The sequence below is a fragment of the Bartonella sp. AP88HLJMH genome (assembly GCF_042195605.1).
In the GTDB taxonomy this organism is placed as follows: Bacteria; Pseudomonadota; Alphaproteobacteria; order Rhizobiales; family Rhizobiaceae; genus Bartonella.
Genome location: NZ_JBHIOR010000017.1, coordinates 1 through 26553 on the forward strand (window position 1 = coordinate 1; position 26553 = coordinate 26553).

The window sequence follows — 26553 nt, forward strand, 5'->3', positions numbered from 1 at the left end:
TGCGTGGTCATATCCACTAAACCAGCATGAAATAAGGCATTTGGCAAAAGAAGATAAGTTGGAACCTGTGGAACAACCGCTCTAATTTGGAGATTAGACGAGGAATCCAAAGGGTCAGAAGACCCAGAAGGCTTTGGTTTAACATGGGAAAGAAGCAGAAGGAACAGAATCCGGAGATGAAGGTGATACCGGAACAGAGGGCGGTAATAGAAGTTCCATGAAATGATTATTAGATAGAATTTTCTAGGCAAGAAACTAAAGTGTGGAAGGCTGCTCGTAGGAAACTTTGCTCTTTAGAGGGGGAAATCAAAAAATTTTTTATTTAGGAAAATAGTGTTGAATTCCCTTCTTCTGATCGTAAGAATAAATTGTTGTTTCAATGATGATATCAGCTATTTTTTGCCGAATTTTTAAGAAAAATGCTTTTGTGGAAGTATGTAGCCTATATAGATGTTTATAAGGAGATGGGGGGGCGGTCTTGAGGGTGATGTTTTTATTCTTGTATGGGGGTAGCAATGTTAAAAGGTCAAAAAACATGTTTAAGGTATTTTCTTGTCTAAAGGGGGAGAAAAGGAAGAGGGAAGATTTAATGATTACGAAGATTTTAGGAGATTTTGGGGGGGAGATTAGGGAGATAGAATTTCTGAGAGCTCTGGAGATGCAAGGGGATAAGATTTCTGGAGTATTGTGTGGGCATTTTTTATCGGCGATGATTGCGTTTGTTGGTGTAATTTAATCAGTGATATTGATTATACCACATTCACCATTTTCGCTACCGAAGGAGAGGTTTTGCCCTGCTTGATCCCAGTTAAGTGCTGAGATAGCACTTTTCCCATAACCTTTTAGAAGGACTTCTTTTCCATCATGGAATTGTGCCGCTAAAATCATTCCATCATTGAAGCCTATTGCTACAATTTCTTTGTTTGGGTGGCATGAAACGGTGCTAACAAGCGCATTTGCTCGTGTGCCTAGTTCTAGAGGTGTTTTTCCCATGGGGCCATCTTTTGTATGAAAGGGCCAAACAATTGCGGCAGAGGCACCTGATGTTGCTAGCCATTTTCCTTTTGCGCTCCAAGACCAGCTTTTGACTTTGCTTGGGTAGCCACTCATCCGTAAATGTTGATTATCAGTGAGACGCCAACCGTGTAAGGCGTTTTCTTGCATGGTGGAAATGACATAGCGGTTGTCTGGTGAAAAGGTGACACCACAATGAGCTCCTTTCCATACTAATGTGGTGGGAGATATTTGCGTTGATAACCAATGAAGAGTCACACCATTGTAATGGGCAACGGCAAGTCGCAAACCTTTTGGGGCAAAAGCAAGGCCTTCTACACTGCGTTCATGTGTGAGCTCTTGTCGTTCTTTTCCAATATGCGCAAATGCGAGGCGTGAGGAGGAAAAAGCAAAAGCTTTTTGTGGACCAAAAGCAACGTTGTTTATCCATTTGCGTTCTTTTTGGCTTAACACTTCCGTGTGATCTGCTGCGGTTGTTTGACAGACTTTTCCATCTTCTCCACCGGTGATGATCGCGGTATTGTCATGGGAAAAATGGCTTGAAATTATTCCTTGGTGAACTTCAACGATTTGTGGGGTTGGATTAAAAAAAACAATGAAACCTTCTACGGAAACAAAGGCTGGTTTATTGCCTATAAAACCGCAGGAAAGGCAGTAACTTTTGAGATCATAATGGGTAATGTTTGGCATTATCACTCACTTATGCGCAATTTTCAAAACCAGTTTTTAATTTTTCAGCATCAAGAGAGCGTCCTATAAAGACAAGGCGGCTTTCTCGTTTTTCATCTTCACGCCATGGGCGTTGATGTTGTCCTTCAAGAAGCATATGTATCCCTTGAATGACGTAACGATCATCGTCTCCTTGAAAGGCGATAATGCCTTTAAGACGCAAGATATCAGGTCCTTGTTGCTGTGTAACCTGCTGGATCCAAGGGAAAAACTTTTCTGGTTGCAGAGCATCTGTTTTTAAACTTACAGAAGTGATGGTAATATCATGAATGGTGGATGCGTGATGATGGTCATGATGACAATCGGGACCGCACACATGGTTGGCATGTTGGTGTGTATGTTCGTGATCGAGAAAATGAGGTTCATGATCGAGAGTCTGTTGGAGATCAAAAAAACCACGATTAAGGAGTGTCTCAAGAGGGATATTGGTGCGCTGTGTTGTATAGAGTATAGCGCGAGGATTAATGGCCAGAATAAGGGATTCAGCATGGCTGCGTTCTTGTTGGGTGACAAGATCAATCTTATTTAAAAGAATAATATCCGCGAAAGCAATTTGGTCTTCAGCTTCACGACTTGTTTTTAATTGAGAGGGAAAATGCTTTGCATCAACGACTGCTATGACACTGTCGAGAGCTGTTTTTTCATGGATAGTATCATCCATGAAAAAGGTCTGTGCTACGGGAACGGGATCAGCAAGCCCTGTCGTTTCTATAATGATCGCATCAAATCGATGAGAACGTTGCATCAGACTTTCTAAAATGCGAATGAGATCACCACGTACGGTGCAGCAAACACAGCCATTATTCATTTCATAAATTTCTTCGTCTGATTCAATAATCAGGTCATTATCAATACCAATTTCACCAAATTCATTGACAATGACGGCATAACGTTTGCCATGATTTTCACTGAGAATGCGGTTGAGAAGGGTGGTTTTTCCAGCACCAAGATAGCCTGTGAGAACCGTAACGGGAAGTTTTTTGGGGTGTATCATTTCCATGGAGAGACCTTTTATTGTTCTTTATTGCCATGTGTTTATGTTAAATCGATTGATATCATCAAGTAAATCACGAAGCTGAGACAGAACATGAGAAAAGATTGCTTCACCGGCTTGTGGTGTTGCTTTGCTTGCATTTCCTGCCGCACCTTGCGTATTTAGATCTTTCATTGTCCAACCAAAGGCATGAGGACCATAAGCACGTAAATACCGATAATTGGCAATCATATCCGCTTGTTTATTATGAAAATTTTCTGCCTTTTCCATATGGACTTTTTCTGGTGCTAAATAGAGCATGAGAGAGGTTTCGATAAAGCCTCCATGGATATCAAGATGTTGTTGAGATGGCTCCATGAGACCTTGTGGTAAACCAAAACGGCTCCAGCTTGTTGCTACAGCGAGCATCGAAAGGCGCCTTCGTAATTCGGTGATAACGATGCTCATTAAAGGTGAATTTCCTCCGTGAGCATTGAGAAGAAGAAGACGGTTGATCCCTTTGTGATAACAGTTTTCACCAATCTTTATCCATCGCTTAATCGCATCAGAAAAGGTAAGGGTTTGCGTGCCTGTAACATCCATATGTTCTATAGAATAGCCAATCTTTTCAACCGGTAAAAGTGCGATATGAAACTGCTCTTTTGTTTGTAAAGTGAGGGCTTTTGCAAAAGCTTCAGCAATAATCCAGTCGGTTTCGAAAGGAAGGTGCTCTCCGTGATATTCATGTGCACCCAAAGGTAAAAGAGCGAGAAAAGGTGGGTTAGATACCATAAATTAATGCCCAAAAGAGAAGTCAAAAGAGACAAAGTGATCGAAGGTGCTGTCACTATTTAATCTATCTATAAGAGAAACGCAAATAGGCGTCTTTTTACATCACATATGGATGCATAAAAATGAGAGCTTTGTTAAAAATAGAGAAGCTTTTATTGAGCAAAGCCAACGCAACTTTTCTGTAATATGAGGCAATATTTCTCAAGATAATTATCTTTTGTAAGTATTTCTGATTCATATTCTCATTTTTAATAAGTAAATATTCATACATATTAAATACTTATACATCAAATAATGAAAAATATTTTTCATTATTTATTGAAAATGTAATTTTTCCTGTAAGTTACATATTCTTCTTTTATTATGGAGCGATGATAATCAAAGTATTTCTATTATTGCGATAGTACAGACTTTAGTTGCAATCAGGTGTTCTAAATTCTTAATTCAAGTATCTGTATATTACAAAAGAATAGAAATGTTTGTTGATTGATTTTATTTTGGATAGTGTCTTAACAGATTTTAGTGTTCATGAGAAAAAATAAATATAAAGGGAAGAATTCACGTAAGATGAATTTGTAATCTCATAGAGCAGTTTATAAGATGATTCAGTAAGAAACACCGTTGGATACAAGAAACACCATTGGATACATGATAAACAGAACGCCATTGTGTTGCACATTGACGCTTTTGTTTTAAAGAAACATTTAGTACACCAAAGCCCATTTCACGACGCAGCTTGTGAATGGTATAAGGGTAAAGCCTTATAATATAAAATCTATTGTGTTCCACCATATTTACACTTTTAAAGTAAAAAGGGACACCATCATTCACTTTGCCAGTTTTCAATACTGTGTTAACAGCGCTTGATAGTTATGATACCTCATAAGTGATATTTTCCTTTCTTCAAGTGTGTTTACACACACACCGATCTCGTTTGTGATTTGCAAGTGAAGAATTTTGATTGATTCAATATAAACAGAGTTAAAATATAAGAGAGTTTTATAATCGTCAGCTTTCTCATTCAACAGGCAAAACAATAAATTATTATTATAGATTAATATTTTGCGATTAAAGTGATCGGTTGATGAATTTATCATTCAATATCAGTTTTCATGGCGTTATTTTTTCAATGTGCTTACTTAAGTTGGTATTTTAAAAATGCAATTTTTTAGTAAGTTTCTCTATTCCTTTTCTTTCAAGAATTTGATTAATTCTTTATTATTTATTTTGCACAAATTGAAGACAGTTATGTGAATATTGCTAAAAATTTCGTTCAAAGAGAATTATTTGTTACTAATATAGAGTAAATATAATTACTTAAAATATAAATATGGTTGTGATCTACAATATTGACGAAAAATATGGAATAACTTTTATGAAAATTAAGAAAGAAAGTTTTTTCAGTATTTTGGGGATCATCTCATTTTTCATGACTCTCTTTTTATCTGGTTTTAGGTAGTTTGTTGGTGTTCTAGTATTGCTTATAATTTTTTTGTAAATCTGATAGATTTACTTATTTTATGCGTTTGTTTTATTAGGTTTGAAAGTCAATATTTTGTGTTCTTTATGCTGTATGGGATAAAGGGGGCTGAATTACCTTTTTTAAGATGCTATGCAGTATTTTTTCTTTTTATATATCAGTAAAAGTTGAGAATCATTTTATTAACGTCTCTTCCATTTGAAGATAGAGATCTTAATTGTTTTTTTACACTTTATACCTGTTTTATAGAAAAATAGTACACTATTTAAAGTTGTTTTATTAGGATAGATTTGTTTTAGATCAAGTTTTTATTTGATACCAATTTTATTTTTCAATATTACTGATGAGTGATATAATAAAAATCCATTAAGTGCTATTTCATTTTTATATTTATTGAAATAATAGACAATAATATATCATTATACTGGCATTTTTAAATTTTATAGTTCTTTAAAATTAATTACATTTTAAATTATTTATAAAAGCTCTATTATATAATTTTTTAAATGAATTTGTTTCGTAATATTTCTTATAATAAGAAATTTAATAAATTATTATTATTTTTAATTATAGCAATAAAAATGACAAAATATTACTGTTGGTATCTTGAGTTATTATGGCGTAAAAGGAATAAATTATTTTTATCATTTATTGTTTTTTATATTTACATGTAATACACAATGTGTTATATTATAATAACAAAATTACATATAATATTTTATTATGTGCAATTATATAAATGATTAAATATAACTTTTGGTTTTTATATATGTGAATATTCTTTCATTTTTTCAGTGAAGAAAAAGAGGAGCAAAGAAAGCTATGTTTAAAATATTTAAAAATCGTGTATGTTCATTTACTTTTACACTATTTATTCTTTTTTTTATACAAACTATAGAGGGAAATGCAAGTTTTGTAAAAAATAAAGTTCAAGAGAGAATGGCAATTACTATTCCTACACTAGAAAAAAATGTAGCTATTAAAGCTGTGGATAGAGTTGTTATTCAAGGCGTTGAGGAACAAGATGTTATTGCGTTAGGGAAACCTGAAAAAGCTGCTGCCTTTTCAGGTTCAGCCTTTTGGGGGGGAATAAGTATTTTATCACTTCTTGCTTCTTTATGTATTGGGGATGTATTAGGTACTGTTGTAACTCTTTTTGCAATATTTAGTACACTTTAGTAGGAAGCTCATCGACAGAGTCGAGGATTTTTTTGTTCACTTCATTATTTTTAAAAAATAAATATTTTATTATTTATACTATACTAGATAATAAAATCACTAATCTTAATACTAAATGTAGCTTTTATTAACATTATTAAAGTTCAAGATCCTACATTTATGTTTTTTTTTACAAATTAGCGTAACCTGATTTTTTTTTACAGTTTATGATTATTTTCTAGTAATAAGGCTAGTATACTTACTATCTTTATCAGTCTTTTAATATTGTCTACCTTTTCTCATATGAAGATTATTCATCAAAGGTATATTTTATCCTTTTTAAATTTTTTTATCTTTCATAAGGGGATAAAATAAAAAATATCCCTATATCCATGGCTCTCATGCAATAAGAAAAATGAGAAATTATTATTTATCATTTTAAATTTGTTTATGTTAAATCCATCAGAAGTATTTTTTACGTATAACAAGTTGCGTTCGTGTATGGATAAAATTATTAAAAAAAAGACTAAAAATTCTTCTCATTAATTATCTCTAAGGTTCAAGGACTGTTGTAGTATTGGAAAATAAATGATGGTGCTGGTTTGTATCTTCATAGAGTAAAGATAGTGATACACAATGAATCTTATGTCATCTCATGGAGTGGTTTATATTGTCGCATTTACGGGACATATTGTGAGAGGGAAGTGGTGATGTGCATCGTTGGAAAATGCTTTTATTAAAACATAAACCTGTATTTGCGATAGAAGTGTATTCTGGGTTATTCTGTTGCCTAAGGGAAGGATACTGTTAAGTAAGGTAATTCAGGAGTATTTATAGCTTAGTGGAAGAAGGGCAATGAAGTAAAAGGTCTTGTTTAGCACGAAGACGTGCAATCCATTGATCTTCACGAATAGCAGTATTATGTACTGTAATGAGTTCGTTTTTTTTAATTGCAGCTGTTACTGTTGCTTTTTCTAAAAGACCACAAGGAATGGCGTGGTGAGCGCGTGCTTCTGAAATGTTCATTATCCAAGCACGATAAGTATAAAGACCGATAAAGTCTAGCTGATCACCTGGATGTAAATCTTTTTTAGCAACAGCACAGACTTCTACTACGGGATGGCTAAGAGGGACCATATCTTTTTTGCCATAAAGCATAATACGTGCGCAGGTGAGGGGAACTTCCATTGCTGTTAAATGATAGGGGCGATGAAAGGTGAAGTAAGGTCCCTGGCCAATTTTTAAATCTTCCATACGTTCGCGTAAACGTGGGTGTGCTATTTCGGCAATGACAAAGACACCAGGTGAAACACCTTGACCTATTGAATAATCTACAACACCATATTGTTGTAAAATGCCTCCATCTTGTTTTGGAATAAGCACTTTGTTTAAATCTTGTAGCGCTGCTCGTGGTCCATGCATTCCTGGACAATCGGGGAGAAGGCCGGTGGCATTGGCAATGGCTGCCATTTCAACCATCGTTTTGGAACCATCAATAAATTCAACCAACATGCGCACATTCATATTACGCCGGAATGCTTCTTCTTCGTAAGCGTCAGGTGTAGCATCAAAGCGCAGAGGATTATTTTTTCCTTTACCCGCTGCAACAATCTTATGTCCAAGGGCTGAAACAAATTCTATGAGTTCCATACAAGAAGTAGGTTCATCGCCGGCACCAAGTGTATAAATGAGCCCTCGTTTTTCTGCTTCATGTTTGAGATAAGCGCCAATTGTAACATCTGCTTCAACATTCATCATGACAAGATGTTTGTTATTCTCAAGCGCTTTGATACCAATCTCTGCTCCTGCTTCGGGATAGCCTGTTGCATCAACGATAATATCAATTTGTTCATGGCGCAAAACAAGGTTAATATCATCTGTTGCTGCAATTAAATTTTTTTCAATACTTTGGGTGAGAGCATAAGTATTTTCAACTTCACAGACATGTCCACCTTCGCCATAGGCTAGTGTAGCGGCATCAAAAATACGTGACGGTGTCCTCGTGGCTACAGCAGCGACTGTTATACCATCCATATGCGCAATACTTGATAATAAATCTGTGCCCATTTCACCACAACCAATCAGTCCAATACGGATGGGGGGGTGCTTTTCTGCACGTTGTTTCAAATCATGCGCTAAACCTGTTAGGTTCACATTGCTTGCCATTCTTTTTTCCTATTTGAAAACTATTCTGCTAAAGAACTTTTCTCATTCATAAGGTGCATTTGTTTTTAAGACAATTAATCTTTTATTCTTGATGCTCTAATCAATGGATTTTATAAAAGCAAGAGGGGTGGTTTCTTTTATCAAATAAAATAGGAATAGCGTTATGCAGCAAAAAATAACAGTACAAGATGTCACCAGTTTTATTGGGAAAGAAGTGGGATTATCGGAGTGGCGTCTTGTTACACAGGATATGATTAATCAGTTTGCATGTGCTACAGATGATCATCAATGGATACACGTTGATGAGGAAAAGGCTAAAAAGACACCTTTTGGCGGCACGATTGCTCATGGTTTTTTAACATTATCGCTTTTGTCTACGCTCGCTTATGAAGCTCTTCCAGAGTTGGAAGGGAGCACAATGGGGATTAATTATGGTTTCGATAAAGTACGCTTCATGAGTCCTGTGAAAACAGGGGTACGGATACGTGCGCGTTTTGTGTTAGACGACGCAGAAATTCGTCCTTCTGGTCGAGTGGTTTTCCATTATGGGGTTACGGTGGAAATTGAAAAGTTAAAAAAACCAGCTCTTACAGCTCAATGGCTTATTGTTGCTGTTGTGGAAGAAAAACCTTCCAATATCTAGATTATTTGAGTGCTTTATTTTATAAAATTTTTATACAATTCTATTAGAAGTTTCTTCAATGATGATATTGAGAATAATCTATAGGATAATAGATATGGTGGAGCTATCATAGCGTTGATAGCCATAGCAGGTTGCTATCTTTCCTAGATCGTTTTGAAGAGGAGTTTCTTAATGTAGATAGTGCATTGCTTCACGCTTTTGTTTATAGCGTTCTTTAATGGGATCATACCCATCACGTAAAACAGAACGCTTCAAATGGAATATACTTGCGTTGCCAATTCACGGGCTTATTTTAAAGCAACATCTCTCAACGTTTGTCACGCCCATTTCGCAATGGCGCCTGTGAATAGTATAACGATAAAGCCATTGAGCACCCCTATCTTTATGCTTGTGAAGAAGAAAGCTGGCACCATCATATTATATGCTAGCCGCCAATGTTAAGACAGGTCTTGGCGCTTGAGATAATTCATAAGAGGCATGCCTTCCTTTCTTGTATGTTTTTACTCACACGGCTCTTCCTGCTTGTAACGTGTAAGCGAGAGGTTTTGGTTGATTCTATATGGAACAAATTGGGAATGAGAGGATCTTACGGTATTCAGAGTTCTCATTCAATATGAATAACGCCATATTATCATTATAAATTCAATGTGTTATCTAAGGTTGGGAAAGGTCGTGACCAATGTCTTAATTTAAAGAGAGTCTCACATACTGTGAGATCTCTTATTTTATCCCCTTTTATATTCTTTTATATTAAAGCCATTAAAACTATTTTCTTTCATGTTACAAACGGATGGGGAGAGATAAAAACTGTTTAAGAAAAAAGTTTCTAATCTCTTATGAGTGTTTTCGATAGGCAAGGGTTGGTGCACTTGGAAAGTGGCAAAGGGGATGATGGTATTGGCATGTGAAATTCTAAGTCTTTTAATGTTTTGTTTTATCAAGTTTTTGTACGATTTTATCAGAAGTCCATTGGGTTGTAATATTAAGCACGATCAAAAGGATGATGACGATGGTCATGATGAAGGTATTGTAGCGTTGGTAGCCATAGCGGATTGCCATATCCCCTAAACCTCCTCCACCAAGATATCCAGCAAGTGAGGTGGCTCCTATAAGAGAAATGACCATGACTGTAAAACCTGTAATCAGGCTAGGGAGAGCTTCAGGAATAAGGACATGTCTGATAATTTGAAGACGACTTGCCCCCATAGAGCGGATCGCTTCAATGAGACCGTTTTCAACGGTTTTAAAAGAGAGTTCCGCCATGCGTGCATAAAAAGGGATAGCTGAAATGGTCAGTATAAAAATTACAGCAGGCATTCCTATCCCTCTTCCTACAACGATACGTGTAACGGGAAGAAGATAAAATGCAAGAATAATAAAGGGAATGGCACGAATACTGTCAATGATCATGCTTAAAGGGCGATTGATGAGAGATGAGGAAAAAATCCCCCCGCGTGCTGTTGTGTGAAGAAGAAGACCAAGGGGAAGCCCTATAATAAATGCCATAACAGAAGCACTAAGTGTCATCAATATTGTATCAATAACAGCTTGGGGAAGTTCATGAGACAGAACATTAAACATAGCCTAAGACCTCACAATATCGTCCTTTTTTCGTTAACCATTGAACAGCTTTTTCTAAAGCTTCTTTATCTTCTCCAGGAAGAGCCAAGAAGAGTCTCCCGATGGTTTCATCTTGAACTGTATCAATGCCACCATGCAAAATACGTGCTTTTAAACCACTCTCATTTTCTAGAAGATGAAGAAAAGGCTGCTGGGCAATTTCACCGGCAATATTAATTTCAATGACAGCTTCTCGTCCGATTGGTTTGAGATTTTTCGCAAATTTTTCAGGAAGTTGCGGGGTTACAAGCTTGAGCATGGCTATGGTTGTATCGTCTTGCGGTGATGTAAAGATGTCTTTCACACGTCCTTCTTCTACAATGTTCCCCTGATTAAGAACAACAACGCGATGCGCTATGGTGCGCACAACTTCCATTTCATGGGTGATGAGCACAATCGTGAGATTGAGGTGTTTATTAATATCAGCAAGGAGCTCTAGAATAGATTGTGTTGTTTCAGGGTCAAGAGCAGAAGTGGCTTCATCTGATAACAATATTTTAGGATTAGCAGCGAGCGCACGAGCAATGCCAACGCGTTGTTTTTGTCCCCCAGACAATTGTGCCGGATAGCAATATTCTTTCCCAGATAACCCAACCAATTCAATCAGTTCAAGGGCACGTTTGTGGCGTTGTTTCTTACTTACACCACTTAATTTAAGTGGCAATGCAATGTTATCAAGAATATTCTGCGATGAGAGAAGATTGAAATGTTGAAAAATCATCCCAATTCGTTGACGGTAAGGCGCCCATTCTATCTCTGATAGATTAGAAATATCAACATCTTCAAAAAAAATGGACCCTGCATCAATCTTCTCTAACCCATTTAAACAGCGAATAAGTGTTGATTTTCCTGCTCCACTGCGCCCAATAATGCCAAGGATTTCACCAGCATGGATATTTAAAGAGAGATTATTAATCACCGGAACACCAGCCGTTTTGTTAAAACAACGGCTGATGTTTTTTAAGGAGATAAGAGTAGGTTTTTCCATTCACAATTACTCGGATATTTGGCACAGTTATTCAGATATTTGGCACAATTACCAAGATGTTTGGGCGGTATTGCCAAAAATCTCTTTGATTTTTGCACGGATAAGATCGTTGTTGTAAGCGGCAACTAATTTTTTAACCCATGGTTCATCTTTTTCGCTCGTGCGTACAACGATGATATTATCATAAGGATTATTTTTTGCGCTCTCCCATGCGACTACATCTTTTTCGAAGTTTAATCCGGAAACAATAGCCCAGTTTGTGTTTATAATTGCAAGGTCAAAATCGTCAATAGCTCGTCCTAACATACCGGCATCGAGCTCACGAATTTGCAGGTTTTTAGGATTTTCGATAATATCAAGTGGAGATGCAAGAATATTATGAGGATCTTTTAACTTAATGAGACCTAAAGAATTAAGAAGAAGTAAGGCTCTTCCACCATTAGATGGGTCGTTCGGAATACCAACATGTGCACCATCACGAAGATCTTTTAAGTCTTTTATTTTGTGTGAGTAAACACCGATTGGAGCAATAAATGTATAGCCGACAATTGAAAGTTTATAGCCACGTTGTTTCATTTGTTCATTAAGATAAGGGGCGTGCTGAAAAGCATTCGCATCGATCTCTCCTGCGTTAACAGCATCATTAGGCAAAGCGTAATCAGAAAAATAAACGAGTTCAATATCTAAACCGGCTTTTTTAGCCTGTTCAGCAGCTGTTTTCCAAATAATCGCATCCCGCCCTTCCATAATACCAAGTTTGATCTTTGTTTTGTCTGCGGCCATGGAAAAAGCAGTAGACAAAAAAAGTGCAAAGAGAGAGAGGAATAATCCTATAATCCGACTACGAGAAAAATTTTTTAATGTCATATGCTTTTAACTTTCTTTTTCGAGAAATTTTTTGAGGGAAGTTTCAATATACTCTGTATTTTTTTAGGCAGATTTAAAGTTATACAAGCTTTAGAGAATATTCAATCACTTTTATTTTTAAAAGAGTATTATTTTTCCTTCTATTTTAGTTGTTTTGGGGGCTGATCATCATTTGTTCATAGAAATTCTCTGAAATTCAAATAATTAATTCTTTTATTGCAATCATTTGTTGAGGGAACCAATGCCCCTTTAAAAACTTCTGTAAGGGACAATTGGTTGAAGAACCGGACAATCAGATGATGCTTTAGCCGTAAATTCATGAAGAACATACTGTGCAATCAAGATCAAAAGGCCGTGTTCGTGTAGGCGATAAAGAGAAATTTTGTTGCAATGTTGTGGGTTTTGGGGGGGAATAAAGGTTGCTGATCATTGGATTTAAACGCGGCAAATTTTTGCAACGGCGAATTTTTGCCCTTCATACGTTTTAAGAGAGGAAGAAAAATAATGTTAAGAAAGAAATTTTTATCAACAATGATGACTTTATGGGCTTTAGGAGCGTCAGGGGTGGCTGTGACTGCTTTTCACGCACAAGCTGGAACCATTACAGGAACAGTTGCTCGTGTTGCATCAGGTCAGGTATCTTTACGCACAGGCCCTGCGACAGCTTATAAAGTTATCGCAATGGTTCCAATGGGAGCAAAAGTGCAAATTTATGGCTGCCTATCCAATAAAACTTGGTGTTCTCTTGGTTATCATGGAAAAGTTGGTTGGGCATCTGCACGTTACGTCAATGTTAACGGTGTTCCTACCATTGCTTTTAAAAAGATGCCAGCAAAATCAAAATCCATGGTAAAATCGCCAAAAGAAAAAGTAAAACAGGCTGTTTCCGACTTTAAAGCTCTTCCGGCGATTCAAAAAACACGGAAAAATATGCAAAAACTATACAGAACAGATATGATTATCGATTCTACAGGTGTTAAAAAAAGGGATGAACGAACAATTTTAAATCCGTCGCAAAAAGCACAAGGCGTTTCTGTAAAGCACGTGAGTGCTTATAATCCCTCCTTTCCTGATAATGTCAATTACAAAAATTTTGAACGTAATGAAACGCGTTACCGTGTCGTGACCTATCCTGCTCGATAAGGGTAAAGTTAATTTTACAACCGGAATGACAAAAAGGATCAGCAGCATGAAGCAAACAATGCTTATGCTGCTGATCCTATTGTACCGTAAAATGTCATTAAGGCGGCAATGCTTAACTTAAGGTGGCGAGGCATTCAAGGATATTCCGAGTCAAATTTGACAATACCTTGGATTACAGTTCTTTAGGATGGTGATATGAACCTTAAGCTGGGGAAGGTTATACTGAAGAGAAGCCGGACTTTTGACAGACCGGCTAGGGGTTCTTTGTCCTTTCGGACAGGGCGTTAATTTGCGGACTTAGGCTTTATCAAATTACGAGAAATGAGCAATTCAGCAATTTGAACGGCATTCAATGCTGCTCCTTTTCTTAAATTATCGGCGACAACCCAGAAAGCTAAACCATTTTCAACGGTGATATCTTCACGAACACGGCTAATAAAGGTATCATCTTCTCCGGTACCTTCATAAGGTGTGGTATAACCACCATCTTCGTGTTTATCGATAAGCTGACAGCCTGGTGCATCGCGGAGGAGCGCTTGTGCTTCAGATGCGCTTAGTGGTTTTTCAAATTCAACATGGACGGCTTCGGCATGACCGATAAAGACAGGGACCCGAACAGCAGTGGCTGTTAATTTAATTTTCGGATCGAGAATTTTCTTCGTCTCAACCGTCATTTTCCATTCTTCTTTTGTATAACCATCTTCCATGAAAACATCGATATGAGGAATGACATTAAAGGCAATGCGTTTAGTGAATTTTTTTGATGTAATTGGGTCTGCAACAAAAACTGCACGTGATTGTTCGAAAAGTTCGTCCATTCCTTCTTTACCAGCTCCAGAAACAGACTGATATGTAGAGACAACAACACGTTTAATGATTGCAGCATCATGGAGAGGTTTTAAAGCTAAGACCAGTTGAATTGTTGAACAATTAGGATTTGCTATAATATTACGCTTAGAAAAGGCATTTATAGCTTCGCCATTGACTTCAGGGACTATCAACGGAACATTGGCATCATAGCGCCACGTGGAGGAATTATCGATGACGACACAGCCGGCAGCAGCAATTTTAGGGGCGTATTCTTTGGAAATGCTCCCTCCCGCAGACATAAGACAAAAATCTGTGTCAGAAAAATCGTAAGTATCCAGTGCTTTTACTTTTAAAGTTTTATCTCCATAAGAAACTTCTTGTCCTAATGAGCGTCGTGATGCTAGAGGGACAATTTCATGCGCAGGAAAACCACGTTCTTCTAAAATTGTAAGCATTTCACGACCAACATTTCCGGTTGCGCCGACAATTGCAACTTTATAACTCATTTTCTATATACTCCTCATGTCTCTCCACGTTTATTCCCCGTGCTATACTCAGGAGAGAGTGAGTTGGTCAAGGAACATCATTAAATTATATTTTTGATTTTCAACAACTCAATTTTGTGCACACCAATCATCATCGTTAGCACAATAAATTGTTTTATTTCAAATGATACGTCTCTTTTAATCTTTCAGAATTGAAAAAATTGAATATTTTACGCTAAGCTATTATCTCTTTAGAAAACACTTTAATTAAGTGAATTCCTTATCTTCTGTCAATGTGTACCTTCACACTTTTGAATTTTTTAAAGATGGTATTACGTATCGCGTTGGTGGAATCTTTTTATACTTTATCTGTTAATTGTTGAATTATTTGATTTTCTCCCTATGCGCTTTAAAAGCGAAGCTTCCTATTACAGTCTGTAAACAGCTAGATTCTAGCGGCTTCCCATTTTTCACTTAAACTAAAGGCTTAACAAGCAGGCCTAAAAATATTTAAAAAGATATTGGGCATCTAAAAAACATTTGAATGTTTCAAGGAGGTATGCGTGCTTCATATCCTCATACCTTAAATGATAGAATTTATGGCACAACAGGATAAACTTAAGTATCCATATATAGATAAATTCTTATGAAAGTTATACATATAGTTTTTCGTGTCTATTTTTAATTTATATTTCTTATTTTTACTTTAATCCTGTTATGCTATAAAATATCATTATTTGGAGTATGATGGTATAAGATCTTTAAGCTTTCTCGATATATTTAAGTGTTTTTTAGTGTGTGGGAATATTCTTAGGCTTGTTTGGCAAGCCTTTTTTAAGTGACTTATATGAGTGGAAAGTCAGCCGTTGAACACTCCCATATTTACGTTTAATAAAAGAGCAAGTTAGCACCATCATCCATTTTTTCAGCACACAATGTCGTTACAGCTCTTGGTATGTGAGACGATTCAATAAGAGGTATGCCTTTTTGTACATTTTTACTTACACGCCAACTTTGCTTGTGTTGTGCAAACAAGAGATTTTGATTGATTCAATATAGAACACGTTTGAAATGAAAGAATTTTACGATATTCGAAACACTTATTCAATATCAATAACGTTAGATTATCATTATAAATCAACGTGCTATTTCTAAGTTAAACTCGTTAGAATTCGGATTATTTACAAATCAGATTAGATTAAGCATTTTCATTCTCATGCAGTGTGGGGAGACAGTCACAATTCTTGTCAATATTATTAAGGACTTTGATTATCCTTGCAATGAATTTATGAAAATAAGGGGTTATTTTTTTCATCAGAAATCAACTGCAAAATTGCTCTTTGTTTTTTGCGGGTCAGTATTCTGAAATTTTTCAAAAGTAAATATTCTGCTTTGCTTGCTATTCTGTCATCACAATGATAGAGGTTCTCTTCTTTTTTTGCGCTATCAGCATAAAAGAAGGAAACGGGAACATCTAATATATGAGCAATTTCCTGTAAACGTCTTGCACTTACGCGATTTAAGCCTTTTTCATACTTTTGGATTTGTTGGAATGTTACGCCTAAATGACTTCCTAATTGTTTTTGAGAAAACCCCATGACGTTTCTTCTGAAGCGAATTTTTTTGCCTAAAGAAATATCGTAAAAATGTAGATTTTTGGCTTTCACTTGATGTCCCCACCGGTTGCGAGCGCCCTCGCATTAGTATTCCGGGGTCTGGAAGTGCTGAAACCGAGTCAGCCCCTTGCTTTTAGTGCTGAAAGCACTTGGACATAACAAGAGCCCCCGGAAATTCCGGGATATCCGCAAAAGCGGGCTAATCTTTATGCTCGGTTTCGGGCTTCCAGGCCCTATTGATCGTCGCGTATACGACCAAAAACACAAGCCTTCTTCATAAGGCAATTACTTTCAATCGTCAATTGAAATTACAACAGTGTTTCTTGTTTGTTTTTTCAAGTTTTCATGTAATTAATGCGTATATTATACATAAAAAATATTGCTTGAGATACTTTAGATACTTTTAAAAATTGTAAAGCGAAATTAAAGGGTGATGGTAAGGTAATGGGGTGATTTTCTCCTTTACGATTTTATGTTTTTTCCCCCAAATTAGGTTGCTTCTCCGTTTCAAAGATTACGCAAACAGATAAATACTCTTGTCCCGATATGGTATACATAAGATGATATAACTTGTCGTTTTTATTCATCTTAAATCGAGGTATCTCAAATATGTTGTTCGTAAATAGTATAAATTAAAGTCCATGAAATATAACAATCTTTATGTTTAATATAATAAATTTCATTTACCTGAGTTGGTTCAAAATGTTATTATAATTCTTGCTTTTAAGAAGTTCATAAGAGCCATTTTTATTCAGATGCTTGTGTGGTGCAAGCGAATGGTTTTGATTGCTTCAGTATGAACAGGCTGGAATGAGAGAATCTGATGATATTTTTGGCTTTTGTTACAAGGTGTAAAGCGATATAAATATCTTTATTGTAAAATTCTTTTTTCAGAAATCGTAAATATTGAGATATCATATTGATAGAGACTTGATAACAGTGGGCTTGTAGAGGAAAATTGCATGAGGGTTTTTTATTTTTTATGCGTTATTTCTTCATTGTTTTGCAAAGGGCGCGCTTCTGAGGCAAGCATAATGGGAACGCCATCACGAATAGGGTAGGCAAGTTTGGCTTTGAGAGAAATGAGCTCTTGTGTTTTTCGGTTGAAAGAGAGAGTACCTTTCGTCATTGGGCAGACGAGCAATTCGAGCATTTTTGGATCTGTGGTCATTTTTTTCATGTTTGGACATTCATTAGTTTAAGCGGTAATCTGTTCCTGTTTGTTTCATGAGCGAGCGTTCTGTTAATGCAAGAAGAGTTTGGGCACGGCTTTCAATATCTGGAGCTTCAAGGAGAGCTTGTTTTTCTGCTGGTGTAAAGGGGATAAGAGCTGAAAAAGCATTAACCAATATAGGTGTAGGGGCTTCTATGATGCTGCTCCAATTATATTCCATTTCATGTATGGTTAGATATTTTTCTACAACGTCGAGTAAGTTCTCTCGGTTAATGCTTTCTTCAATATCAAATTCTTGCAAGTCTTTTATGTTTGATTGGATGAGAGCTGTTCGATAGGATTTTGTGTTTTTCAATTCTTGTTCTAAAGTGAAGCGGCAAACACCTTGTAAGATAATGAACAGTTGTCCGTTTCCTGTTTCACTGTAGTTTGTAATACGCCCTATACAGCCTGTTTTATAAAGTTGTGTAGAGAAGCGATCTGTATCCGATGAAAGTGGTTGAATAATGCCCAATAGACGATCAGTTACCATAACATTTTCAATCATTTCAAGTGATTCTGGTTCAAAAATATTGAGTGATAAAAAACCACCGGGTAGTAAGAGTGCACCTTCTAAAGGAAAAAGAGCAATTTGCTTTGGAAGATCATTTTCGCAATTGTAAGAGATATTACCAGCTTTCATGAGTATTTTGTCACCTTTGTTCGGTAGTTTTAGTCTGTAAATAGTCGCTATTTATGACACTATTGAGAAAGCAGAAAACCTACTTCTTGTGCATTAAAATCATACTTATAAAATATTTGAAGTCCTTATTCTCAAAAAGAATATGAAACCCTATTTTTAAGGTTGAACTGCGCGCGAAAGAGTATTGCTTTGCGATCTTTTTAGTGTGTGACGTTTTGCATGATTTTCAAGAGGTGTTTTTGTTTATAGCTTTTGATTTTTGTCTTAAATTTCCTAAAATGTGTTGCTTGCAATTTTTGTAAGGTTCAAAAGGACACTATTATAAATCTTTTGAAGGAGCTTATGCAAGTTTTAAAATGAGAACATTTTCATCACTTTACTAATGACAGTGTGATGAAGATAGGCTATAGGTTTAAATATGCTGGAAAGAGCGTTATCGTTTCTTTCATTCTTTTGCGGGAGAGTGCAAATTGCAAATTTTCGCATTGCCGCCGAAGGGGAAATAGCCCATAATCTCTCAGGCTTTAAGGACCGTAAAAGGAAGAAGGCAGATCTGGAAAGTCGGGAGAACCCGCGCCGAAGGTGTAAGCGAAAAATCTTTTCGCGAGTCTCTCAGGTTGATGACAGAGGGGGCAGAGACGACCATATTCTATGGGCGTTAGCGCAGCTTTGGAGTTATTATGGGCACAGCACAAGAAACATCTTTTTTAAAAACACTTCCTTTATATGATTTGCATGAAAAAGCAGGAGCAAAATTTGGTGCTTTTGCGGGTTGGAACATGCCTTTAACTTATCCTCTTGGCGTTTTAAAAGAGCATCTTCATACGCGTGCACATGCAGGACTTTTTGATATTTCTCATATGAAATTGATTGCGGTTGAAGGGGCACAAGCTGTGGAATTTTTGTCCTATGCTTTTCCCATTGATGCAGCAGCTTTAAAGATTGGGCATTCACGGTATAATTATTTGCTTAATGAGCAGGCTGGTATTCTTGATGATCTTATTATTACCCGTTTGGAAGAGGGTCGTTTTATGTTGGTCGCCAATGCTGGGAATGCACAGGCTGATTTTTTAGAATTGGAAAAGCGTGCGGTTGATTTTGAATGTCAAGTGATTGCCCTTGAAAGGGTATTGCTTGCGCTTCAAGGTCCTGAAGCGGCCGCTGTTCTTGCTGATGCCGATTTACCAGGGAATGAATTGTTCTTTATGCAAGGATTCGAACCACAACAGGATTGGTTTATAACGCGTTCTGGTTATACGGGAGAGGATGGTTTTGAAATTGCTTTGCCTATAGGGCATGCGCATATGTTGGCTGAAAAATTGCTGAGTGATTCTCGTGTTGAGTGGATTGGGCTTGCCGCACGCGATAGCTTGCGGTTGGAAGCGGGGCTGTGTTTGCATGGAAATGATATTACCCCTGATACGACACCTATTGATGCGGCTCTAATATGGGCTGTTCCTAAAAGTGTTCGAGAAAAAGCACAATTTTATGGTGCGAAGGCTTTTCTTGAAGCACTGCAAAAAGGACCGGCTCGTTGTCGTGTTGGATTAAAACCGCAAACGCGTCAACCTATTCGTGCCGGTGCGGTGCTTCTTGATGATCAAGGTAATGAGATTGGCATTGTAACATCAGGTGGTTTTGGTCCTTCTTTTGATGGTCCTGTCGCGATGGGTTACGTTCCTGTTGATTTTAAAGTTGAAGGGACACAAGTCTTTACAGAACTGCGAGGCAAAAAGATTGTATTATCAGTTCATTCTCTTCCCTTTGTTGAACAACGTTATTTTAAAGGATGATTTTTTATGTCTAAAACTTATTTTACACATGACCATGAATGGCTTAGCGTTGAAGGGCAGGTGGTGACTGTTGGGGTTACGCATTATGCGCAAGAGCAATTAGGGGATTTGGTTTTTGTTGATTTACCACAAAGTGGAACAAAACTTTCCAAAGGAGAGGCGGCGGCTGTTGTGGAATCAGTGAAGGCGGCTTCAGATGTTTATGCTCCTCTTGATGGTGAAGTGGTCGAAATAAATGAAGCCTTGGCTGATAATCCTGAACTGGTAAACCAGAAACCCGAAACAGAAGGCTGGTTATGGAAAATGACATTGCAGGATGAGACACAACTGGAGGGGTTGTTAGATAAAGATGCTTATAAGGCTTTGATTGGATGAGTACCATGATCGAGCGTTCTTTTTCTTCTCGACATATTGGGCTGCGTCCTGATGAAACACAAAAAATGCTTGATGTTTTAGAGCTTGATTGTGTTGAGACACTTATTTCTCAAGCTGTTCCACACTCTATCCATTTGGGACGTTCACTGAATCTTCCAGAGGCTGCTAGTGAAGGACAAGCCTTGGAAGAACTCTCCAAGATGATGGAGCGTAACCATGTGCACAAAAGTTTTATTGGGCAAGGATATCATGGAACTTATGTGCCTCCGGTTATTTTACGAAATCTGTTTGAAAATCCTGCTTGGTATACTGCTTATACGCCTTATCAAGCAGAAATTAGCCAAGGTCGTTTAGAGCTTTTATTTTATTTTCAGACATTGGTTAGTGAACTAACAGGTTTGCCTGTTTCTGCTGCTTCCCTTCTTGATGAAGCAACTGCTTTAGCTGAAGCCAATGCCCTTGCTGTTCGCTTTTTCCGTGAGAAAAAAACAAAAATTTCTCTTCAGAGTCTTTTCCATCCTCAGACTTTGAGTGTTGCGCAAACGCGTGCTGAAACACAAGGGATTCAGATTAGCCAAAATGGCGAAATTGATCCTGATACAGCGGCAATTGTTTTGTCTTGGCCAGATACAAAAGGCTCTTTTCATGATTACAGTGAGATCATAAAAGAGGCAAAGGAAAAGGGAGCTTTAGTTATCGTTGTAGCTGATCCTTTAGCGCTTACTCTTCAGGAGCCACCTGCTCAATGGGGGGCAGATATCGTTGTTGGCACTATGCAGCGTTATGGCGTTCCGATGGGATTTGGTGGTCCACATGCTGGTTACCTTGCCGTGAGTGATGCGTTAACGCGTCTTATTCCAGGGCGTATTGTTGGTCAATCTGTGGATACCAAAGGACGCGTTGGTTTTCGTTTAGCTTTGCAAACACGTGAACAACATATTCGGCGCGATAAAGCGACGTCAAATATTTGTACAGCGCAGGCTTTGTTGGCTAATATGGCAACCGCTTATGCTGTTTGGCATGGGCCAAAAGGCTTACAAGAAATTGCGCAGCGAATTCATCATTTAACATGTCGTTTTGTTGCTGGTTTAGAAGCCGCAGGGGTTCATGTTGAAGGGAAAAGCTTTTTTGATTGTGTGAGTATTTCTGTTAAGGGAAAAGCGCGAGAAATTGCGCATCAAGCCAAAATAGGTGGGCGCCTTATTCGTGTTCTCGATGATGACACTATTGCAATCAATTTTGATGAATTATCAACAGAAGAAGATGCTGGTGCTTTAGCGCAGCTTTTGGGGGCACAACTCGTTGATAAGGTTTCTCCACGACTCTTTGGAAAAAAACGGGATGCTGCTTTTCTTTCTCAGCCTTTTTTTCATGCGGTTCATTCAGAGACAGATATGATGCGCTTTTTGCGTCGTTTAGCGGATAAGGATTTGGCGCTGGATCGCGCTATGATCCCTCTTGGTTCTTGTACAATGAAGCTTAATGCAGCTGCTGAATTGATGCCTGTGAGCTGGGCGAGCATGGCCAATATACACCCCTTTGTTTTACAAGAGGATGCAGCGGGTTATTTGGAGATGATCAACCAGTTAAATGCGTGGTTGTGTGAAATTACAGGATTTGCGCAAGTTTCTTTTCAGCCAAATTCTGGTGCTCAAGGGGAATATGCTGGTCTTTTGGCTATCCGACGATATTACCAATCACGGGGAGAACATCAACGTACAGTTTGTCTTATTCCTGCATCTGCGCATGGTACCAATCCAGCCTCGGCCCATATGGCAGGGATGGAAGTCGTTGTGGTAAAATGTTTAAGCGATGGTGATGTTGATGTAGACGATCTCAAGATGAAAGCGCAATTGCATAAAGATAAATTGGCCGCTCTCATGATTACTTATCCTTCAACCCATGGTGTTTACGAGGAAAGCATTAAGGAAATTTGTTCTATTATTCATGAAAATGGCGGACAAGTTTATTTTGATGGTGCTAATCTCAATGCCCTTGTGGGGCTTGCTCGTCCTGCGGATATTGGCGCTGATGTTTGTCATATGAATCTTCATAAAACATTTGCTATTCCTCATGGTGGTGGTGGTCCTGGTATGGGACCAATTGGAGTTTCTGCGCATCTCAAACCATTCGTACCAGGTCATGAACAAGATGGGACAACGCATGCGGTTTCGGCTGCTCCTTATGGAAGTGCGTCTATTCTTGCGATTACATGGATGTATATTCGAATGATGGGGGCTGATGGCTTAAAATATGCAACACAAATAGCCATTTTAAATGCCAATTATATTGCTGCACGTCTTTCAGCCGCTTATTCCATTCTTTATCGGGGCAAGCATGGACGTGTTGCGCACGAATGTATTGTGGATACACGCGTGTTGAAAGAGCAGTATGGGGTGAGTGTTGATGATATTGCAAAACGTCTCATTGATTATGGATTCCATGCGCCTACGATGTCGTTCCCTGTTCCGGGAACTTTGATGATTGAGCCAACGGAATCTGAACCAAAAGCAGAGATTGATCGTTTTTGTGATGCTTTACTCTCTATTGCTGAAGAAGCAAAAAAAGTTGGGAATGGGGTTTGGCCAAAAGACAATAATCCATTGGTGAATGCCCCTCATACAGTGGCGGATACTTTAGATGATGCTTGGGTGCGACCCTATTCGCGACAAGAAGCTGCTTTTCCCAACAGTTCTCTTGATCCAGCCAATAAATATTGGCCTCCTGTATCGCGTATTGATAATGTTGCGGGAGACAGAATGCTCATTTGTTCGTGCCCGCCATTGGGAAACACCTATTAAATAAAAAATATATATTTAATTTGTTTATTTGCATAAACAAAAAAAGCCCACACATTTTGTGTGGGTTTGTACTTGTTGATCATGTTACTATGGAATTATTTGTCTATTTTCTAGAATTTTGCATTGTTTTTTATAACATGAGCAAAATCGAAAAAGTCGACAAAAAGCTGTGTTTTGTCGGCAATAGGCATGCTCTCCTTTGTCTTCTACCGTATGACATGGTTTTAGTGACTAGTCGGCATCGGTCTAGCCAGTTAATTCATGTAAACGAGAGTGAAAACCTATGAGGATAGGATCCCGTCTGTTGCATGTGTTGTGACATACTACTTCTCACTAAGGTGACGACGACTGGTTGTAGAAGAATAAAATCAATTTTAGTGTTTTTGATGATAAAGACACGCGAAACTCTGTTGTTGCATCTTTTCGAGTCAAGAATTGTCTAAATATTTCTCTTTAATCTGCTTTTTATAAATATGACGCAAAAATATGTAAGAACACCTGTCAGAATGAGCAAACGCAAAGCCAAATGTATTATGGTTGTTTTTTACAAGGTATCTTATAAAAAGCCGGCACATCTTTCCACTTCATTGCAAGTCAGTTTGTGACTTTACGGCGCTGTTTTCCTAAGAGCCCGTGTTCTTTCGCTGTTACCTGTAAATCAACATCCAAACTTAACGCAGCGACATGTTTTGAGTCAGAGATTGAGAAAAAAAGAGCTTTATGAGTAGTTCCTGCTGTCTGTCTGATGAGGGCGGGGGATTGCGTATTTCTGTTGACGTAACCTTTGAAACTGGAAGACAATCTCATTTTGGAAAATGTAAAGCTGTAAAGGTGAAAATCAATCCTCAGTTTGTCATCTCCTCTTCATTCAGCTTTGCGGCTTTCAAAAGCATTTAAAGCAATATTTTTTTAATAATGGGGATTACATATTGCTCCATACTTTTATTTATTGTGTTCTTTAGTGGGGGAATGATCCTCATGTAAAACAGAACGCTCCAAAAAGAATATACTTGGGTTGTTAATTCACATGTTTGTTTTAAAGAGATATTTCGCTCCTAATCCCATTTCGCGACGGCGCTTGTGAATGGTGTAAGGGTAAATCCATTGATCCCCCAATCTTTACGCTTCATAACGGAGTAAGCCGGCACTATCATACACTTTGCCAGCGCCTAATGTTATAGCTCTTGGCACTATGGTTCATAAGAGGAATTATTCTTTTCTTAAATCATTTTTATCTACACATAGTCCAGCTTGTGGTATGCAAACGAATGATTTTAATTGGGAAATTAATTTTAAAAACTGTGTAGTAGATTCTTTTTTGTCAATTTATGGGGAAAGGCTAAGTTTTTGTATTTTAGATGAAAGCTACTTCCATAAAACAGTCCATCAACTTGTCTGTTTTGAGATTTCTGTGAATGTACGGTATCTATGACCATTCTATGTGGTTGATTGTTGTAAAATCTTTTGTAAAAGCCCCTCAATTTTCTAAAATGATGATTTTTATCAATTTATTTTTTTAAAGAGTTTTTATGTGTAAATGTATTTATAGCGGGAGCCAAGAGATGTTAGAATTTCATTGGGAAGGGTATCGGCATCTATAGATACTTTTTCAAGTGTTTGATGGGGACCAATGAGTTCTACCCAGTCACCAGTTTGAGGTTTTTGTTCAAGATCGGTCGTATCTACAATAATGGAATCCATAGAAACCCGCCCAACCATGGGAAGTTTGTGCCCGTTGAAATAAACAGTTCCTTTATTCGAAAGAGTACGGAGCCAGCCGTCTGCGTAGCCTATAGAAATGGTTGCAAGAGTGCTTGGTCTGTTGGTTATAAAGCTTTCTGCATAACCAACAGGTGCTCCTATATCAACAACGCGGCTTTGAATGACTTGGGCTTCAAGTTTTAAAACAGGTTTCAAAGGTGATGGGTGTTTTCCCCGCGGATCAACTCCGTAAAGTGCAATGCCTGGACGAACAAGATCAAAATAAAAATCTGATCCTAGAAAGATACCTCCAGAATTGGCAAAGGAAACTTTGCAAGCAGGCAATTGCGCAAGGATCGTTTTGAAAGAAGTCAATTGGGCATAATTTGATGGGTGGGTATCATCTTCTCCGTTAGAAAGATGACTAAGAATGTATTTTATTTCTGCTTTTTCGAAAATTGTAGGGTGTTTGATGAGTTTTTGTAATTCTTTTTGATCCAGTCCTAATCGGTTCATATGGGTATCGATTTGAACAATTGCTGGAAATTTTTTATCTTTTTTTTGACAAATTTTTTGCCAATTTTCAATGGCATTCCAAGAGTTTAGAACAGGAACAATACCAGATTGTGCGACAAACTCTTCTGCTAAGTGTGGAAGTCCATTCAGAATGGCAATTGTGACATTTGATGGTAAAATGCTTTTTAATTGGAGTGCTTCTCTGATTTGGGCGACAAAAAAAGTGCGACAACCAGCTTGATAAAGGGCAGGAGCAATTTTGTGAGCTCCTAATCCATAGGCATTTGCTTTTACAACTGCTGAACATTGTGTTGGAGCTACACGTTTGGCTAAAGTGATATAATTGGCAACAATGGCACTGACATCAATGGTTGCGACAGCTGTATAGAGTGATGTATTTATTTCATCATTAACGGAATTGTTCATTTTAAAAGCTTATCTGTGTTCGTGAAATACGGAGTTTTTTGGTTGTTTCATTGAGGTTCTTTACGATATAGGGGAAAGACACTATTTGCTATGGTCAAAATCATAAGAAGCTTATGCTGCCATTAAAGTCGTTTTTTATGTAAAATGGTACTCTGGATATAAGAGATAGTTTAGTTTTATTTGTGTTGTTATCAACATGGTATCTTCTAATGATTTGTAAAACATAGACTTTTTTACTTATTTTCCCTCGTTTAGGCATATAAAAAATAAACATAGTTTATTGTATTGTATCATTTTGAAGAGTGCAATGTTAGACTGTTATTGCTGGTGTGATTGTTGTGATTAAATATTGCATTGGCTTCTTATTTAGAGAAGGTAAAATGATTAAATTAACCACGTTAAGTCAATGTATTACAAGTTTTCTACCATGAGGGGGAAGATCACTCATCTGTGCAATTTTGGATGTCGTCTCATGCACTTAAAATTATTTTTATTGAATGGAAAACAGTGTGTAAACACTTTTTGATACATTAAAACTGTTGATTTAGAAAACTCGTTGATTTGGATATTATTTGTTTTCAAGATGGATTGGGTATCCAGT

20 protein-coding genes, 2 pseudogenes and 1 riboswitch are annotated in these 26553 nt (G+C 37.4%); of the genes and pseudogenes, 8 read left to right on the forward strand and 14 right to left on the reverse strand.

The features are described from left to right. A pseudogene (locus ACFIMA_RS07680) lies at positions 1-201 on the reverse strand (hypothetical protein); the annotation flags it as partial. Positions 202-589: 388 nt separating this feature from the next. Between ACFIMA_RS07680 and ACFIMA_RS07685 the strand changes: the two are divergent. Beyond that, positions 590-736 (forward strand): hypothetical protein, encoded by a 147-nt coding sequence (locus tag ACFIMA_RS07685; RefSeq protein WP_375693299.1) that lies wholly within the window; start codon positions 590-592, stop codon positions 734-736. On the opposite strand, the gene ACFIMA_RS07690 is transcribed toward ACFIMA_RS07685, so the two are convergent. The 3 genes from ACFIMA_RS07690 to ACFIMA_RS07700 are packed head-to-tail and all read right to left on the reverse strand — an operon-like array spanning position 733 to position 3508. Further along, a complete protein-coding gene (locus ACFIMA_RS07690; protein WP_375638760.1) occupies positions 733-1704 on the reverse strand; it encodes a WD40 repeat domain-containing protein in 972 nt (323 codons plus the stop codon). The genes ACFIMA_RS07685 and ACFIMA_RS07690 overlap by 4 nt on opposite strands. A 10-nt stretch (positions 1705-1714) precedes the next feature. Next, entirely contained in the window at positions 1715-2743 is a 1029-nt protein-coding gene (locus ACFIMA_RS07695) for a CobW family GTP-binding protein (protein ID WP_375647342.1), read from the reverse strand. A gap of 21 nt (positions 2744-2764) precedes the next feature. Beyond that, positions 2765-3508, reverse strand: a complete 744-nt coding sequence (locus tag ACFIMA_RS07700; protein WP_375612284.1) for a creatininase family protein — start codon at positions 3506-3508, stop codon at positions 2765-2767. A gap of 2302 nt (positions 3509-5810) precedes the next feature. Here ACFIMA_RS07700 and ACFIMA_RS07705 point away from each other — a divergent pair. Then, entirely contained in the window at positions 5811-6167 is a 357-nt protein-coding gene (locus ACFIMA_RS07705) for a hypothetical protein (RefSeq protein WP_375612285.1), read from the forward strand. An 810-nt stretch (positions 6168-6977) separates the two neighbouring features. Here ACFIMA_RS07705 and ACFIMA_RS07710 read toward each other — a convergent pair. After that, the gene (locus ACFIMA_RS07710) at positions 6978-8312 is read right to left on the reverse strand and encodes an NAD(P)H-dependent oxidoreductase (RefSeq protein WP_375641018.1); all 1335 of its coding nucleotides are present in this window, start codon (positions 8310-8312) and stop codon (positions 6978-6980) included. Between the two features lie 163 nt (positions 8313-8475). Between ACFIMA_RS07710 and ACFIMA_RS07715 the strand changes: the two genes are divergently transcribed. Further along, on the forward strand, positions 8476-8955 hold the full coding sequence (locus ACFIMA_RS07715; protein WP_375612287.1) for a MaoC family dehydratase: 480 nt from the start codon (positions 8476-8478) through the stop codon (positions 8953-8955). Positions 8956-9126: 171 nt separating this feature from the next. On the opposite strand, the pseudogene ACFIMA_RS07720 reads toward ACFIMA_RS07715, so the two are convergent. The 4 genes and pseudogenes from ACFIMA_RS07720 to ACFIMA_RS07735 form a co-directional block, all read right to left on the reverse strand. Further along, positions 9127-9425 (reverse strand): annotated as a pseudogene (locus tag ACFIMA_RS07720) (integrase); the annotation flags it as partial. Positions 9426-9876: 451 nt separating this feature from the next. Then, positions 9877-10536, reverse strand: coding sequence for a methionine ABC transporter permease (locus ACFIMA_RS07725; protein ID WP_375609233.1), 660 nt, complete (start codon positions 10534-10536; stop codon positions 9877-9879). Beyond that, a complete protein-coding gene (locus ACFIMA_RS07730) occupies positions 10529-11563 on the reverse strand; it encodes a methionine ABC transporter ATP-binding protein (protein WP_375613642.1) in 1035 nt (344 codons plus the stop codon). The genes ACFIMA_RS07725 and ACFIMA_RS07730 overlap by 8 nt, the downstream gene beginning before the upstream one ends. A gap of 48 nt (positions 11564-11611) precedes the next feature. Then, the gene (locus ACFIMA_RS07735; protein WP_375613641.1) at positions 11612-12430 is read right to left on the reverse strand and encodes a MetQ/NlpA family ABC transporter substrate-binding protein; all 819 of its coding nucleotides are present in this window, start codon (positions 12428-12430) and stop codon (positions 11612-11614) included. A gap of 504 nt (positions 12431-12934) precedes the next feature. Between ACFIMA_RS07735 and ACFIMA_RS07740 the strand changes: the two genes are divergently transcribed. Next, positions 12935-13573, forward strand: coding sequence for an SH3 domain-containing protein (locus ACFIMA_RS07740; RefSeq protein WP_375613640.1), 639 nt, complete (start codon positions 12935-12937; stop codon positions 13571-13573). Between the two features lie 284 nt (positions 13574-13857). Here the strand turns inward: ACFIMA_RS07740 and ACFIMA_RS07745 are convergent, their stop codons facing one another. From ACFIMA_RS07745 to ACFIMA_RS07760, 4 genes are all read right to left on the reverse strand, one after another. After that, a complete protein-coding gene (locus ACFIMA_RS07745) occupies positions 13858-14889 on the reverse strand; it encodes an aspartate-semialdehyde dehydrogenase (RefSeq protein WP_375613639.1) in 1032 nt (343 codons plus the stop codon). Between the two features lie 1265 nt (positions 14890-16154). After that, positions 16155-16535: a helix-turn-helix domain-containing protein gene (locus ACFIMA_RS07750; RefSeq protein WP_375653845.1), complete on the reverse strand. Its 381-nt coding sequence runs from the start codon at positions 16533-16535 to the stop codon at positions 16155-16157. Between the two features lie 922 nt (positions 16536-17457). Then, positions 17458-17664, reverse strand: coding sequence for a Trm112 family protein (locus ACFIMA_RS07755; protein ID WP_273791466.1), 207 nt, complete (start codon positions 17662-17664; stop codon positions 17458-17460). A 13-nt stretch (positions 17665-17677) separates the two neighbouring features. Then, positions 17678-18340, reverse strand: a complete 663-nt coding sequence (locus ACFIMA_RS07760; RefSeq protein ID WP_375610818.1) for an LON peptidase substrate-binding domain-containing protein — start codon at positions 18338-18340, stop codon at positions 17678-17680. A 446-nt stretch (positions 18341-18786) separates the two neighbouring features. Continuing rightward, a riboswitch (glycine riboswitch) is annotated at positions 18787-18884 on the forward strand. Positions 18885-19020: 136 nt separating this feature from the next. Here ACFIMA_RS07760 and gcvT point away from each other — a divergent pair. From gcvT to ACFIMA_RS07780, 4 genes are all read left to right on the forward strand, one after another. Beyond that, positions 19021-20133: a glycine cleavage system aminomethyltransferase GcvT gene (gcvT, locus tag ACFIMA_RS07765; protein ID WP_375613638.1), complete on the forward strand. Its 1113-nt coding sequence runs from the start codon at positions 19021-19023 to the stop codon at positions 20131-20133. A 6-nt stretch (positions 20134-20139) separates the two neighbouring features. Next, positions 20140-20508 carry a glycine cleavage system protein GcvH gene (gcvH, locus tag ACFIMA_RS07770; RefSeq protein ID WP_375612294.1) on the forward strand — a complete coding sequence of 123 codons (369 nt, stop codon included), beginning with the start codon at positions 20140-20142 and terminating at the stop codon, positions 20506-20508. 5 nt (positions 20509-20513) lie between these two features. Next, complete coding sequence (gcvP, locus tag ACFIMA_RS07775; RefSeq protein ID WP_375693300.1) at positions 20514-23309, forward strand: aminomethyl-transferring glycine dehydrogenase; 2796 nt, start codon at positions 20514-20516, stop codon at positions 23307-23309. Positions 23310-24029: 720 nt separating this feature from the next. Next, positions 24030-24206 carry a hypothetical protein gene (locus tag ACFIMA_RS07780; RefSeq protein ID WP_375641040.1) on the forward strand — a complete coding sequence of 59 codons (177 nt, stop codon included), beginning with the start codon at positions 24030-24032 and terminating at the stop codon, positions 24204-24206. Positions 24207-24836: 630 nt separating this feature from the next. On the opposite strand, the gene alr is transcribed toward ACFIMA_RS07780, so the two are convergent. Then, positions 24837-25952 carry an alanine racemase gene (gene alr, locus ACFIMA_RS07785; protein ID WP_375632524.1) on the reverse strand — a complete coding sequence of 372 codons (1116 nt, stop codon included), beginning with the start codon at positions 25950-25952 and terminating at the stop codon, positions 24837-24839. Positions 25953-26553: the final 601 nt, after the last annotated feature.

Excerpts from the sequence above, each read along its gene's own strand:
- ACFIMA_RS07685 (WP_375693299.1), top strand. The coding sequence starts at position 590 with ATGATTACGAAGATTTTAGGAGATTTTGGGGGGGAGATTAGGGAGATA.
- ACFIMA_RS07690 (WP_375638760.1), bottom strand. The coding sequence starts at position 1,704 with ATGCCAAACATTACCCATTATGATCTCAAAAGTTACTGCCTTTCCTGC.
- ACFIMA_RS07695 (WP_375647342.1), bottom strand. The coding sequence starts at position 2,743 with ATGGAAATGATACACCCCAAAAAACTTCCCGTTACGGTTCTCACAGGC.
- ACFIMA_RS07700 (WP_375612284.1), bottom strand. The coding sequence starts at position 3,508 with ATGGTATCTAACCCACCTTTTCTCGCTCTTTTACCTTTGGGTGCACAT.
- ACFIMA_RS07705 (WP_375612285.1), top strand. The coding sequence starts at position 5,811 with ATGTTTAAAATATTTAAAAATCGTGTATGTTCATTTACTTTTACACTA.
- ACFIMA_RS07710 (WP_375641018.1), bottom strand. The coding sequence starts at position 8,312 with ATGGCAAGCAATGTGAACCTAACAGGTTTAGCGCATGATTTGAAACAA.
- ACFIMA_RS07715 (WP_375612287.1), top strand. The coding sequence starts at position 8,476 with ATGCAGCAAAAAATAACAGTACAAGATGTCACCAGTTTTATTGGGAAA.
- ACFIMA_RS07725 (WP_375609233.1), bottom strand. The coding sequence starts at position 10,536 with ATGTTTAATGTTCTGTCTCATGAACTTCCCCAAGCTGTTATTGATACA.
- ACFIMA_RS07730 (WP_375613642.1), bottom strand. The coding sequence starts at position 11,563 with ATGGAAAAACCTACTCTTATCTCCTTAAAAAACATCAGCCGTTGTTTT.
- ACFIMA_RS07735 (WP_375613641.1), bottom strand. The coding sequence starts at position 12,430 with ATGACATTAAAAAATTTTTCTCGTAGTCGGATTATAGGATTATTCCTC.
- ACFIMA_RS07740 (WP_375613640.1), top strand. The coding sequence starts at position 12,935 with ATGTTAAGAAAGAAATTTTTATCAACAATGATGACTTTATGGGCTTTA.
- ACFIMA_RS07745 (WP_375613639.1), bottom strand. The coding sequence starts at position 14,889 with ATGAGTTATAAAGTTGCAATTGTCGGCGCAACCGGAAATGTTGGTCGT.
- ACFIMA_RS07755 (WP_273791466.1), bottom strand. The coding sequence starts at position 17,664 with ATGAAAAAAATGACCACAGATCCAAAAATGCTCGAATTGCTCGTCTGC.
- ACFIMA_RS07760 (WP_375610818.1), bottom strand. The coding sequence starts at position 18,340 with ATGAAAGCTGGTAATATCTCTTACAATTGCGAAAATGATCTTCCAAAG.
- gcvT (WP_375613638.1), top strand. The coding sequence starts at position 19,021 with ATGGGCACAGCACAAGAAACATCTTTTTTAAAAACACTTCCTTTATAT.
- gcvH (WP_375612294.1), top strand. The coding sequence starts at position 20,140 with ATGTCTAAAACTTATTTTACACATGACCATGAATGGCTTAGCGTTGAA.
- gcvP (WP_375693300.1), top strand. The coding sequence starts at position 20,514 with ATGATCGAGCGTTCTTTTTCTTCTCGACATATTGGGCTGCGTCCTGAT.
- ACFIMA_RS07780 (WP_375641040.1), top strand. The coding sequence starts at position 24,030 with ATGAGTAGTTCCTGCTGTCTGTCTGATGAGGGCGGGGGATTGCGTATT.
- alr (WP_375632524.1), bottom strand. The coding sequence starts at position 25,952 with ATGAACAATTCCGTTAATGATGAAATAAATACATCACTCTATACAGCT.